The sequence below is a fragment of the Leuconostoc mesenteroides subsp. mesenteroides ATCC 8293 genome (assembly GCF_000014445.1).
Classification (GTDB): domain Bacteria; phylum Bacillota; class Bacilli; order Lactobacillales; family Lactobacillaceae; genus Leuconostoc; species Leuconostoc mesenteroides.
In genome coordinates this window covers 2,008,317-2,020,759 of sequence record NC_008531.1, presented here as the reverse complement: position 1 = coordinate 2,020,759, position 12,443 = coordinate 2,008,317, and the positions used below count along the sequence as shown (strand labels likewise).

The 12,443-nt window shown below is 37.7% G+C and carries 13 protein-coding genes; 7 read left to right on the top strand and 6 right to left on the bottom strand.

Features of this window, described 5'->3' with window-relative positions; all coding sequences use genetic code 11:
- Positions 1-311 precede the first annotated feature (311 nt).
- From LEUM_RS09995 to LEUM_RS09980, 4 genes are all read left to right on the top strand, one after another.
- Positions 312-800: a hypothetical protein gene (locus LEUM_RS09995; RefSeq protein WP_010287976.1), complete on the top strand. Its 489-nt coding sequence runs from the start codon at positions 312-314 to the stop codon at positions 798-800.
- A gap of 66 nt (positions 801-866) precedes the next feature.
- Entirely contained in the window at positions 867-1,907 is a 1,041-nt protein-coding gene (locus LEUM_RS09990; protein ID WP_011680562.1) for an efflux RND transporter periplasmic adaptor subunit, read from the top strand.
- The gene (locus tag LEUM_RS09985) at positions 1,900-2,589 is read left to right on the top strand and encodes an ABC transporter ATP-binding protein (RefSeq protein ID WP_002815509.1); all 690 of its coding nucleotides are present in this window, start codon (positions 1,900-1,902) and stop codon (positions 2,587-2,589) included. The genes LEUM_RS09990 and LEUM_RS09985 overlap by 8 nt, the downstream gene beginning before the upstream one ends.
- On the top strand, positions 2,576-3,757 hold the full coding sequence (locus tag LEUM_RS09980; protein WP_011680561.1) for an ABC transporter permease: 1,182 nt from the start codon (positions 2,576-2,578) through the stop codon (positions 3,755-3,757). The genes LEUM_RS09985 and LEUM_RS09980 overlap by 14 nt, the downstream gene beginning before the upstream one ends.
- A 35-nt stretch (positions 3,758-3,792) precedes the next feature.
- Here LEUM_RS09980 and LEUM_RS09975 read toward each other — a convergent pair whose 3' ends face one another.
- Positions 3,793-5,247, bottom strand: coding sequence for a glutamate--cysteine ligase (locus tag LEUM_RS09975; RefSeq protein ID WP_011680560.1), 1,455 nt, complete (start codon positions 5,245-5,247; stop codon positions 3,793-3,795).
- Between the two features lie 128 nt (positions 5,248-5,375).
- On the opposite strand from LEUM_RS09975, the gene LEUM_RS09970 reads away from it, so the two are divergent.
- Complete coding sequence (locus LEUM_RS09970; RefSeq protein WP_011680559.1) at positions 5,376-6,269, top strand: alpha/beta hydrolase; 894 nt, start codon at positions 5,376-5,378, stop codon at positions 6,267-6,269.
- 81 nt (positions 6,270-6,350) lie between these two features.
- Here LEUM_RS09970 and LEUM_RS09965 read toward each other — a convergent pair whose 3' ends face one another.
- Genes LEUM_RS09965 through LEUM_RS09955 form a run of 3 tightly spaced genes read right to left on the bottom strand, consistent with a single transcriptional unit; the run spans position 6,351 to position 8,341 of the window.
- Complete coding sequence (locus LEUM_RS09965; RefSeq protein ID WP_011680558.1) at positions 6,351-6,614, bottom strand: PspC domain-containing protein; 264 nt, start codon at positions 6,612-6,614, stop codon at positions 6,351-6,353.
- Between the two features lie 55 nt (positions 6,615-6,669).
- Positions 6,670-8,004, bottom strand: a complete 1,335-nt coding sequence (locus LEUM_RS09960; protein WP_010293237.1) for a DUF4097 family beta strand repeat-containing protein — start codon at positions 8,002-8,004, stop codon at positions 6,670-6,672.
- Positions 7,991-8,341 (bottom strand): PadR family transcriptional regulator, encoded by a 351-nt coding sequence (locus LEUM_RS09955; RefSeq protein WP_010293234.1) that lies wholly within the window; start codon positions 8,339-8,341, stop codon positions 7,991-7,993. Before LEUM_RS09955 ends, LEUM_RS09960 begins: the two co-directional genes overlap by 14 nt.
- Before the next feature lie 393 nt (positions 8,342-8,734).
- On the opposite strand from LEUM_RS09955, the gene tyrS reads away from it, so the two are divergent.
- Together tyrS and LEUM_RS09945 are read left to right on the top strand one after the other, a co-directional pair.
- Positions 8,735-9,982, top strand: coding sequence for a tyrosine--tRNA ligase (gene tyrS, locus LEUM_RS09950; protein WP_011680557.1), 1,248 nt, complete (start codon positions 8,735-8,737; stop codon positions 9,980-9,982).
- A 30-nt stretch (positions 9,983-10,012) separates the two neighbouring features.
- Positions 10,013-11,002: a D-2-hydroxyacid dehydrogenase gene (locus tag LEUM_RS09945; protein ID WP_011680556.1), complete on the top strand. Its 990-nt coding sequence runs from the start codon at positions 10,013-10,015 to the stop codon at positions 11,000-11,002.
- Positions 11,003-11,092: 90 nt separating this feature from the next.
- Here the strand turns inward: LEUM_RS09945 and LEUM_RS09940 are convergent, their stop codons facing one another.
- Both LEUM_RS09940 and LEUM_RS09935 read right to left on the bottom strand, forming a co-directional pair.
- On the bottom strand, positions 11,093-12,055 hold the full coding sequence (locus LEUM_RS09940) for a bile acid:sodium symporter family protein (protein ID WP_011680555.1): 963 nt from the start codon (positions 12,053-12,055) through the stop codon (positions 11,093-11,095).
- Between the two features lie 41 nt (positions 12,056-12,096).
- On the bottom strand, positions 12,097-12,417 hold the full coding sequence (locus LEUM_RS09935; protein ID WP_011680554.1) for a metal-sulfur cluster assembly factor: 321 nt from the start codon (positions 12,415-12,417) through the stop codon (positions 12,097-12,099).
- Between the last annotated feature and the right edge of the window lie 26 nt (positions 12,418-12,443).

The following is a 12,443-nucleotide window of genomic DNA, read 5'->3' as shown; positions in this document are numbered from 1 at the left end:
GTCAATAAAATATTTATCGCAAAAAATACGATATGACGTAACTTTTGATGAATTTTGGTCGTATTGATTTTGATATAATAATAACTATCGGCTAAATAGTATAGGCCTGATACAAATAAAGGAGAAAAGAGATTATCTGAATAGTTCACTTATACTTGTATTTAAAAAATAGATGATTTTTTGAAAGTCTGTGGGGATATTTTCAAAACTCATCTATTTTACTTCAAGTATTGTTACAGTTTGAACTATTATTAGGTGCAAGCATGATGAATCTTGTAGTCTTGTAGTCTTGGTAATCAACAGGGAGAAATATGACAAAAACAGTTAAGATTGTGTTAACAATCGTTGGTACTTTGGTTCTAATCGGAATAACGATGGTTAGTAGTTTGATCGCTATAAAAGACGTAAGTGGTACTGAATCTAGTACTCAAAACTTGTATGTAATGATTAGTATAGCTGTTGGAGCAACAGCATACGTTATATTTAGTGCGTTATTCAGCAAATTATTTATTTTTCTTTCGCAACTTGGTCAAGAGGCAAAGCAATCCGTATCATTCATGAATTCATGGTACGCCACAGTAGTAAGTACGTTACCTGTTGGAATCATTAATCTGTTTCTAATAACTGTTTTGAATCTATATAAGAATGATAATAAAGTAGCAAGCATTATTGGTGATCTTGTTGCGACATTCTTATATACATTAATTTTGCGTCAGGATGGTACGATTACAAAACGTACACAGATTATTTTTATTGTGATTTCAGTAGCTCTAGGCACTGGGATGGCCTTTGCGTTTTAACTTTTTGTAGTTAACGAGATGTAAAGAGTTTTGAATAATCATTAACATGTTATGTAGGGGAAGTATATGAAACGCAAGACAAAAATTATAGTAACTGTTGTTGGAAGTATTGCTGCACTTGGTATTTTAACTGCCACTGGCGTGCAAGCTTATCATAAACTGGTAAAGCCCACATCAACTGCTAAAAACAAGTATCAAGTGTATAAAGTAACCGGCGCCTTACCACTTACAATGTCAGGAAAAGTGGTTGCTGAAAAAACACAATCTTTAAACTCACCAACTGGGAAATTGCAACAAATTAATGTGAAAGACGGGCAGTCTGTTAAAAATGGTGATATTTTACTTACCGTAACTGCTACAGACGTGCAAGAGTCTATTAGTTCACAACAGGACATTGTAAATAAAGCCAATCGCGCAGTTAGCAGCGCATCAGCTACTCTGAAAAATGCGCAACAAAGTTACAATCAAGCAGATGCGGATACTAAAATTTCGCTAAAGGACACTGTTACACAAGCGCAACAAGCATTAACTGATGCAAATGGTGATTTGCAAGATGCCCAAAATAAGCTAGCAGAATTACAAGGTAAATTAACTGTATCTTTAAAGGCACCTTTTGACGGGGTTGTTTCAGTTAGTAACGATACAAAAGATGGTATACCAGCCATTACAATGAATTCAAGTCAAAAAGTTTTGCAAGCTAATGTGTCAGAATATGATTACAGTAAGGTACACGCTGGAGATATTGTCACAGTGAGCGGTATTGATGGCTCGCCAAAACAAAGTACTAAGATTACAAAAATTGAACAAATTCCATCTAATCAGGGCAAAGGAACAACGTATTATCCTTTCTCTGCCAGTGTTAATAACGACTTTTTGTACGGACAAAGCGTTAAAGTAAAGGTGCCGCAGTCAGAGTTGAAAATTCCAAAATCAGCGGTATATAAAGGTAGTGTTTACAAAGTTATTGATGGTAAGGCTAGTCGAGCTCAAGCTGACTTAACGCAAAATGGAGATACGTACATTGTTAACTCTGGTATTAGTAAAGGGGAAGAATTGGTTACTAATCCGGATGCAAAGTTGACAAACGGAGAGGTTGTTGATGATTAACTTAGTTTCAGTCAGCAAAAGTTATCGACAGGGAAACGAGAATTATAAGGCTTTACATGAAATTTCGTTAAATATTGATGCTGGTGAATTTGTTGCGATTATGGGACCGTCCGGTTCAGGGAAATCAACATTGATTAACATTATTGGTTTTTTAGACAATAATTTTGATGGACAATATAATTTCAACGGCACTGTAGTTAATGATTTGAATAGACGCGATCATGCTCGATTGCGTAATCAATCAGTTGGTTTTATTTTTCAAAATTTCAAACTAATTAGGAACCAAAGTGTAGGCGAAAATGTTGGGTTGCCGTTATTATATGCTGGTTTGAAGCGACGTGATATTATTGCTCGTGTAAATGATGTGTTGGAGCAAGTGGGATTGCCCGGCAGTTATGATAAACTACCTAAAAATTTATCGGGTGGACAACAGCAGCGTGTTGCAATTGCTCGTGCAATTGTCACACGGCCTAACTTTCTAGTGGCAGATGAACCTACGGGGGCATTAGATTCGGCGACATCTCGAGAAATATTGGCACTTTTTGAAGAGCTAAATCGTAATGGAACAACAATCATTATGGTGACACACGATGAAAACGTTGCACGCCAAACAAATCGTCTGATTAGAATTTTAGACGGTCGTTTACAAAGTGACATGGAGGTGCAACATGCAGGTTCGTGAGTTAATTGTCAGTTCATTCAGGTCATTAATTTCAAATAAACGTCGCAGTATTTTAACTATGATTGGAATTATTATTGGTATTGCTTCGGTGATTACCATCCTATCTCTTGGCGATGGTGCACGAATTGAAATGCTGAAAAATTTGCAGGCCGATAGTAGTGGACAGCAGTCGACGGAAATTACATTTTCGCCAAGTAATGATGGTAAAGTTTCCGGATTTAATAATGATGATTTAGCGCGTATTCGCGCTAATGCCAAAGTCAGCAAAGTTACGGTACAGTCTGATGATCATGGTATCTTATCCAGTGAGGGGACCATTAATGGTAAGAGCTTAACAGCATCAGTATATTTAGCAACAACAGCAAATGACAGTGAGATAATTACTGGGCATGGCCTTAAAGCAACAGATATCTCAATGGATAACCCAGTTGCATTGGTTAGTCAATCAATTGCCAAGAAGGGTTATCGAACAAATCGAAATGCGTTGAATTCAGGAATTGAAATCAATGGCACAATGTATACAATTGTTGGTATTATTAATAATAATGCGGTAAAGGGTGAATTTTACAATTACGACGTTGTTGTGCCACGACACGTGTTTGAGAACAGTAACGCAACGGTTAATGCGAATACCTTAAAGCTAACATTTGTGTCTGGAACAAATATATCTAAAGCAACAACTGATATTAAAGATCAACTCAATAAAATTGGTTCACAACATGCTTCCGGATCCTATGAGTTTTTTGATACGGCAGCTATGCTTAAAGGTATAACAGCAGTCATTAAGGGTATTACTTACTTTATTGTTGCTGTCGCAAGTATTTCGTTATTTATTGCCGGCATTGGGGTCATGAACATGATGTATATTGCAGTCAGCGAGCGGACTCAAGAAATTGGTATTCGGATGGCTGTGGGGGCATCTCAGAAACAAATTTTATGGCAGTTTTTGATTGAAGCAGTTATGTTAACACTTAGTGGCGGGATGATTGGCTACCTTGCAGGGTTAGGGGTAGCGATGGGAATTTCTGCTTTCCTACCATTTAAAGCTAGTGTTTCACTATCAACATTCTTATTGGCTTTCGGAACGTCAACAGTTGTTGGTCTAGTGTTTGGTATTTTACCAGCAAAAACAGCAAGTAATAAAAACCTGATTGATATTTTAAGATAACAACTACTAAAAAAGTAATGATACAGTCCGTATCATTACTTTTTTGTTTTGACATATTTAGTTAAGTCTGTATTTTTTGTAAACGTCCAGACATGGTCGTTTTGGCTTATTTGTAGACAATTGTCCTTGCGCAATAATGTTTTAAATCCTAATTTATGCGCCTGGATGTAAGTTTGTTTTAAATGATTTGGGGCAAAAACAAAATTATTACTGCTGGATTTTCGTTCTGACAAAATCTGTTGTCCGCGTTTCAAAGCAAATGCTTCCAGAGAATCATTACTAATGAAGTTTGATAACTGGGCCCCAATAGTTTTCGTTGGATCAGCAAGGGCATCCTTAGCGAACGTGAGAGCGCTAAAAAAATCTTCCTGTAGTTCAGCGGGGGACAGCTTAATAATATCCTCCAAGCGTTGAATCAATTGTTTAGCAGAAGTGGCGAGTGATGGGATGAGGGGAGCATTTGGATGTTGTAAAGCTACCATATGGTTTAGAGACTGCGCACTTTTTAGGTCGTCATCTGACCATTGCTGTGGATTAATGATGGCATCGATGATTAGCAAATGGAGGAAGCTTAACGCATCTTGTGAAATACCATCTAGTGTGAAGGGATTGGTATCAAACATCCTAAATTCTAGGTATGAGGCGCCACGTTGTGCCATATTAGTCAAACTTCCTGGAGCCTTTAAACGTACTGGACCATAAAACTCACTTTTATCATAGAATTTGCCAGTATCAACATAATGTTGAATTTGTTTCATATGCGTTTCAAAGTTAGTATAGTCAATTTCAATATCGTTATGATTTGCAAAACCAAAATTGCTGGCGCGCCAAGAGCGAACCGGTTGCCTATGTTTGAAATTAGTTGGTAAACTATCTGTTGAATTTTCAGAAACGGGACTTGCACCAAAAAGATAGGTCAGTAGCCACCTATAACTAGCTATCTGTTGAGCGATTTGAAAGTATAACTCATTTTTGGCAGCAGGATAGGAATTGATTTCTTTTTGAGAGCCAAACCACCAAACTAAGTCGTCAGCTGGTGAAAAATTAACATGAATTCCAGCCATAATATGCTTAAAAGGCCCATAACGTTTGACTAAAACATCCCGATATTCTTGATACCAAGATCGTTCAAAATGATTAAGCAAATAATCAATATCGTTGGCAGACAAATGTGGGGGCATCGAAAGTGGCCAAATAATTTCATCCTCAGCCAGTTCAGATGCCAAAATAGTCTGGAGTTCGTGCAAATGCATTAAGGCATCTTTTGAAGAATGTTTAGTACCGGTGACTAGTTCCTCTTGACTTTCAGAGAAATCAGTCTGGAAGTAGGGTTGATACTGCCGATTGCCTAAATCACGAGGGTGTGGATGTTGGGATAGGCTTTTACTTCCTGATTGTACACGGTGTTCTTCTATTTCAATACCAAAACGACCAGCAAATAGTATTTCACGTAGCTTGTTATCTGTAAGTTGTATAGAATTTTGAAGCATACAACGTTCTCCAATTGTTATATTTAAACCATTTTAACTTATTATAAGCTGGTAGTGGTAAAATTTGTATCAGTTTTAATATTATTATTACAATTTGACGGATACGTTAATTGTTTTATAATGAAAGTATGTTATTCAAAGATAAAACATATAAATATGTTCCAGCAAATATGCCAAAAAATGCTAGGGTGTTTCATAATCTTAGCTATTCGGTTGGAGATCGTAATCAGCTTGACCTTTATTTACCTAAAGCGGGGGAGAATTGTCCAGTTATTGTAGACATATATGGTGGGGGTATGCTTCGAGGCCAAAAATCCTCATATAAACTTAATCCCAGTTTACGGTTCTTGAATGATGGTTTTGCAGTAGTGAGTCCAGATTATTCACTTAATCAGCTAGGTGAACAAACTTTCCCTGTCCAAATCGCTGAGATTCGTGCAGTAATAAATTTTTTGATAAAGAATTCAAAGCAGTATGGCCTTGATAAGGACAACATTATATTGATTGGGGAATCTAGCGGAGCCCAGTTAGCTGTTTTAACGGCAGCAACAATATCTGAGCATTTATTGTTGGGCAGACTCAAAGATGTAGCGGAACACACGTTTTTTCCAAAAATTAGTTGCGTGATTGGGATGTATGGGCCCTACAAAGTTGACGATTTTTCTAAACAATTTGCTGCGCTCAACATAAAACCACAGTTCAGCGAAACTGGTGAGGCACAGTCGTTTGAAGGAATAATGTTAGGTACCAAACGGCCGGACCAGATGCCAAGCAAAGTTGCACAAGCGAACCCAGCAACTTATTTTTCAAAGAATATGCCGCCCTTGTTATTATTTGCTGGAACTAAGGATGACGTAGTACCTTATTTACAGAGTGTTTCATTGGCTGAAAAGTATTATCAGAAAGTGGGTAAAAGAGCTGAGGTGATACTAGTTGATGATGCGTATCATGGACCACGTGATTTCAACACGGATGATATTCATGCAAAAAAATTGGCATTTATCAGACAAAATACTAACTAACAATGCGTTTTTGCAAAGCAAGTAAATAGACCCTGTGGATATAAAAAAGTCCACAGGGTCTATTTGAGATTAATGTTTTAATTAAGGGCGATCATCGTAGTCATCAGGTGTGACATCTTTTCTGGAACCGTCTGAATAATAATGTGTCTGACGTGGTTCATCAGGAATCAACACCCAAGCGATAATATAAACTAAAATTCCGGGCAGAACGGGTAAGAATCCTAATACCACGAAAATAATTCGAACTAACGTAGCATCCCAATTAAAATAGTTAGCAATTCCACCAAGGACACCGGCAATCACACGGTTATCACGTGAGCGAGTTAATTTTTTATGTTTTGTCATTGTTATTCCTCCATGTAATAATTGTTGATTTAGGCTTAGAAATCATATATAGGTACTAGTATATCTTTATAGAACCCATAGCTGCTTGTGCATCGATTGTAAATTCAGGGTTAGCGCCAACAAATCCACTTTTATAGCCATCGAAACTTTTATTATAATGGATGTCATTGCGATCCAAATGAACTGCCCCTGAGTTAGTTGCTAGTTCAAAATTGAAGTCTTGATCAGCTGGAGCCGTTAAGCGAATGGTCCCAGAATTAGAGTTTAGTTTCAAATCGTTTGTTAGTTGGTCAACTCTCAAACGAAGTGAACCAGAATTAATCGTGAATTCTCCGCCACCAACAAGATTGTCTATACGTACAGAACCAAAGTCAGCGTTAACTTTAGCATAATCAATAGTTGCATCGCTGATATTAACAGCACCTAATTGAGCATGTATTTTAGCTTGTTCAGCCTTGATATGTGTTGCCTTTATTGATCCGGATGCAAGCTGCCAATCTGCAGTCTTGGTATCCATATTTTTGACTTTGAAACTTCCGGCGTTAATTTGAACGTTAAACTTCTCGGTAACTAAGTCTTGTGCATATAAGCTACCTGCTTGGTTTCGTACTTCTATTTTCCCGGTGGTGAACGAGCGCGGAATTCCTATGTTCACAGCAGTGCGGACATGGAAGAGCATTGGATGTTCACCCTGGTTAACTACAATTTTATCATCATTTTCTGAGATAGTGGCAAAATAACGTCTATTATCACGACTAAAGTATTCATCAATAGTAATGAGGTCGATTTTATCATTTGTATAGAAGTGAATCGAAGCTTCGCTGTAATCAATTACAAAATCTTTGGTACTGGTTGGCACGGTCAATTGATGGTGAGATTTAGCCCAGTTAGGTTCCTTGAAGTCTTTATTTTCAAAAGTATCATTGATATCTGAATCAACATTATCTTCAAATTTATAGTATTTATCGCCCACACGGGCGCCATCACGGTCAACGTGCAACCAGTCACCGAATTGGACTTTATTATTTTTGCCATCAAGTATGATATCATCACCAAGTGTTACGCCTTTTTTGTTGATGTGTAAATTTCCAATGTGCACGCCTTTATTTGAAATATCCACGTAAGGTCGTTTTGGTTCAGATTCTTTATCTGTTTCCTCTTTTGTACTGGGTTCACTTAAGTCTTTTAACAAACTATCAATATCACCTAGTTGCTCAAAAGCATCGTCCAAAGCTTCATTATGGGACCGATCAGTTTTGGAAAAATCTTGATAAGCTTCTAATAAATCGGCTACAAGTTCTTCTTTAAATTCCGTTAATTGTGCGTTCGGCGTATATTTAGAAAAAATAACATCCAAACGGGTTCTAATTTCCATTTCAACGCTCATCATAATCTTTTATCCTTCCGCTAATTAAATGGCTAATGATATCTTTGGCGAAGTCCCATTCTTGTTGTGCTGATTTAAAATGTTCTTGGCCCTGATCAGTAAGGGTATAGTATTTTCGTCTAGCCCCCTGGGTTTGATCACCCCAGTAACTACGGATGTCTCCGACCTTTTCCAAGCGTCTAAACGCAGTGTACAGTGTTGCCTCGTTCAGTTCATATTGCTTACTGGATAATTGGCGAATGGATTTTGAAACTTGGTATCCATAAGAATCACCTTGACTAAGAATATTTAAAATAATGGTGTCCGTATGACCACGAATGAGATCTTTTGATATATCCATATGCAGTTACCTCTTATAACTACATAATATAACATATTACTGTGGTTGTCAAAGTAATTTAGTATAGGCTGTTATCAGAATGTTTCACATGAAACATTCTGATCGTTTTCTTGTAAAATTAAAATGTCCTTTTTTATCTAATATTCTGGTATAATAAAAACATTCATTACACTGATAAAGATAATATCATACGCGTCAAAGAGAGTTAGCGGCTGCTGTGAGCTAATCCGTGGATATTGTTGAGTTACACAGTGTGCAAATCAATGACGTGTGCCGCGATAAGGCATATTAAGTGGTAGGTCCGATGACTTACAATTTAGGTGGTACCACGGTGAAAATCGTCCTAGTCTATTAAGATTAGGACGATTTTTTCTGTAATTAAAGGAGATGGCAATGAATTTTATTGAAGATTTGAAATGGCGCGGTGCGCTGAACCAAGTAACAGATGAAGCAGGATTAATTGAAGCAATGGCATCAGGAGAAATTGGGGCCTATGTGGGTACCGATCCAACAGCTGATTCATTACATTTGGGGCACTTGATTCCATTTATGGTGTTAAAACGTTTTCAAAATGCTGGCGGAAAAGCCGTTATTATTATTGGCGGTGCAACTGGTGCTATTGGTGATCCACGTCCAACAACAGAACGTCAATTACTTTCACCAGAACAGTTACGTCAGAATGAAAAAGGAATTACTGAGCAAGTAACCAAGCTATTTGGTGATGAAAAAACTGCTATTGTTAATAATAACGACTGGCTTGGCAAATTAACATTGACAGACTTTTTACGCGATTATGGTAAGTTATTCTCTATCAATGTGATGTTGAAAAAGGACGTCGTAGCTTCACGTTTAGAAACAGGTATTTCATTTACAGAGTTTACCTACCAGATTTTGCAAGGCATTGATTACCATGAACTATGGCGTCGTCATAATGTACAATTGCAGATTGGTGGCTCAGATCAATGGGGGAACATTACTTCTGGCATTGATTTAATTCACTCAATTGAAGGGAATAATGCGACAGCTTTTGGTCTAACAATTCCTTTGATGACTGACTCATCAGGTAAAAAGTTTGGTAAGTCAGAAGGAAATGCAATTTGGTTGAATCCGGAAAAAACTTCACCCTACACTTTCTACCAATTCTGGTATAACCAAAGTGATGAAGATGTTGTGAAGTATTTGAAATACTTTACATTTTTGGGTGTTGATGAGATTAATAACCTCGAACAAGAAGCCAAAAATAACCCTGGAGGTCGTATAGCACAAAAACGCTTGGCACAAGAGGTAACTAAATTTGTTCACGGAGAACAAGCTGTTGCTGATGCCGAAAAGCTATCAGCAGCATTATTTAGTGGTGATGTTGCTAATTTATCTGCAGCAGATATTGCTGATGCATTTGGTGGTGTGCCAAGCTTTGACATTACATCGGAAAAGAAAAATGTTGTCGATTTCTTAGTCGACGGAGAAGTCGAGAAATCAAAGCGTCAAGCGCGTGAAGATGTTACAAATGGGGCGATTACCATTAGTGGTGAAAAAGTAACGGACGTTAACTTTGAAATTGATCCAACAAAACATTATGATGGTGAATTTGTATTGGTTCGTCGTGGTAAGAAAAAATATTTCTTGGGAAAAGTTAAATAACTTATTGCTAGCGCACCTTTGGAGGATATTATGAAAATTTTAATGTACAATACAGTTTCAGACGAAATGCCATATGTTGAAAAATGGACTGAAAAAACAGGCCACGAAGTAGTGACCATTGATCAACCACTTAACGAAACGACGGTGGATCGCGCTAAAGGTTTTGATGCAATTACCACACAACAAACAACAGCCATTAATGCACCAGTTTATGCGCAACTAGCTCAATTCAATATTAAGCAAATCGCTATTCGACAGGTTGGCTATGATGTGTTGGACTTGCCAGAAGCCTTTGCTCACAATATTCGTTTGTCTAATGTTGCAGCCTATTCACCCCGAGCAATTGCAGAATACACGCTAACACAGCTTTTTAATTTAATTCGACACAATAAAAAGTTTGATCGCGCCATGAATACGGGTGACTATACTTGGGCTGCTGGTGGTCAAGCGAGAGAAATTCATGATTTAACTGTTGCTGTGATTGGTGTAGGTCGAATTGGGACAGCCCTTGCAGAAATGCTTCACGCGCTGGGCGCAACAGTGTTAGGTGTGGACCCAATATATCGTGCCCAGAACGAACCATTTGTAACTTATACGACATTAGATGATGCTTTGTCTCGAGCGGATGTTATTAGTTTTCATACACCATTAAATGACGAGACGCGCTATATGGCTGATGAAAATTTCTTTGCTAAAATTCAGCCAGGAACAATTATGTTGAATTTTGCGCGTGGTGAAATTGTTGACATGGTTGAGCTTGAAAAAGCACTCGAATCAAAGTTATTGGCTGGTGCAGCATTTGATGTGACACCAAATGAAAATGATTTTATGAACCAAAAGCAAGATATAACGGCGCTACCAGCAGATGTAAAGCGCTTAATCGAATATGACAACTTTCTACTGTCACCACATATTGCTTTTTATACAAACACAGCAATAAAAAATATGGTGGAAATGGCTTTAAATGATGCCGTAACGATGGTAAATGGCGGCGTTACTGAAAACGAAATTTTGCGGTAAAGTTCAGATTATTCAAACGTCAGTAATAAACTGGCGTTTTTTTATCAAAAAAGACGATGATATTGAATTCATCGTCTTTTTAAAATGTTTTTAGTCTGGTGCTTTCTCTGTGTGATTTTTCCAGAGAGAAGCTAATACTGAACCAGAAATGTTGTGCCAGACAGAAAACATCACGGCTGCGATGGCTGAAGCAGGTTCAAAAAATGAAATGGCCAGTGTTGATGCAAGTGCCGAATCCTGCATACCAACTTCGAAGGTAATTGCCTTTTGTTGAGGGGTATCCATTTTCATTAGTTTCGAGAAACCGTAACCCAGTAAGTAACCAAGCAAGTTATGTAATATGATGACTGGCACCAAAATTAGGGTTGATACTGCTAAAATGGTTTTAGAGTTAGCTGACAACACGGCTAGAATAATCACTAATATAGCCACTTGGGATATTAAAGGCATAATCTCAATGACTTTTTGGACATGTTCTTTAAAAATCGTATGAACGATGATACCCAAAACAATAGGTATGACAACAATTTGAAATGCAGAAAAAAACATTGATGAAAAAGGTACATTCACCCATTTTCCGGCTAATAGCTTCAATAGTGTCGGAATCATGACAGGTGCTAACAATGTAGAGAGCAGGCCGATTGAAACATCAAGCGCAACATCCCCTCCAGATAAGAAGGACATAACGTTAGAGGATGTGCCAGAGGGCGCTGATCCTACCAAAATTACACCAACAGCTGCAGCGCCGGTTAACCCAAACAAATGTACCAGTAAAAAAGCAATGAAAGGCATAATAATATAATGTGCTATCGTTCCTAAAATAACTTGTAGGGGATTACGAGCAACCCTTTTAAAGTCATTTGGTGTCAACGTAATACCCATACCAAATAAGACAATCATCAGTAAGATTGATACAGCCGAGAGGTTGCCCACTTTTGTTGTAGCAAGCGTAGTACCTGGTCCAGGAATAAAAATAGCCAATAAAGCTACTAAAATAACAAAAAAGGTAAAGTATTTAGTAAGAAATTTTGAAAGTGATTTGATTGTGTTCATAGTTGCTCTCCCAGTAACTTATAATAAATTGGCTGTTTTTTTCAATTATGGACACCCAAAACCATTTTTGCGTAGCGACTCATTCTGTCCGTAGACCATGCCGGTTCCCAAACTAATTCAATTTTGACATCGTGTACTTCATCTATTGCCATGAGTGCACGTGTAATCATCGTATCTAATACCGCAGTCAATGGACAGCCCATCGTGGTCAAAGTAAGCTTAACAGTGACATGTCCATTTTCATCCATAGCTAGTCCATAAACTAATCCTAAGCTAACAATATCGCAACGCAGTTCGGGGTCGATTACCTGTGATAAGGCTTCCAACATCTGGTCTTGTAGTTCTTGTGTTTTATTTTCCATGTGTCAGCGTCCTTTATGACATTTGA

Coding starts and splice junctions, on each gene's coding strand:
- LEUM_RS09960 (WP_010293237.1), bottom strand. CDS start 8,004: ATGATGAGCGTTGAAATGGAAATTAGAACCCGTTTGGATGTTATTTTT.
- LEUM_RS09955 (WP_010293234.1), bottom strand. CDS start 8,341: ATGGATATATCAAAAGATCTCATTCGTGGTCATACGGACACCATTATT.
- tyrS (WP_011680557.1), top strand. CDS start 8,735: ATGAATTTTATTGAAGATTTGAAATGGCGCGGTGCGCTGAACCAAGTA.
- LEUM_RS09945 (WP_011680556.1), top strand. CDS start 10,013: ATGAAAATTTTAATGTACAATACAGTTTCAGACGAAATGCCATATGTT.
- LEUM_RS09980 (WP_011680561.1), top strand. CDS start 2,576: ATGCAGGTTCGTGAGTTAATTGTCAGTTCATTCAGGTCATTAATTTCA.
- LEUM_RS09985 (WP_002815509.1), top strand. CDS start 1,900: ATGATTAACTTAGTTTCAGTCAGCAAAAGTTATCGACAGGGAAACGAG.
- LEUM_RS09995 (WP_010287976.1), top strand. CDS start 312: ATGACAAAAACAGTTAAGATTGTGTTAACAATCGTTGGTACTTTGGTT.
- LEUM_RS09940 (WP_011680555.1), bottom strand. CDS start 12,055: ATGAACACAATCAAATCACTTTCAAAATTTCTTACTAAATACTTTACC.
- LEUM_RS09935 (WP_011680554.1), bottom strand. CDS start 12,417: ATGGAAAATAAAACACAAGAACTACAAGACCAGATGTTGGAAGCCTTA.
- LEUM_RS09970 (WP_011680559.1), top strand. CDS start 5,376: ATGTTATTCAAAGATAAAACATATAAATATGTTCCAGCAAATATGCCA.
- LEUM_RS09990 (WP_011680562.1), top strand. CDS start 867: ATGAAACGCAAGACAAAAATTATAGTAACTGTTGTTGGAAGTATTGCT.
- LEUM_RS09965 (WP_011680558.1), bottom strand. CDS start 6,614: ATGACAAAACATAAAAAATTAACTCGCTCACGTGATAACCGTGTGATT.
- LEUM_RS09975 (WP_011680560.1), bottom strand. CDS start 5,247: ATGCTTCAAAATTCTATACAACTTACAGATAACAAGCTACGTGAAATA.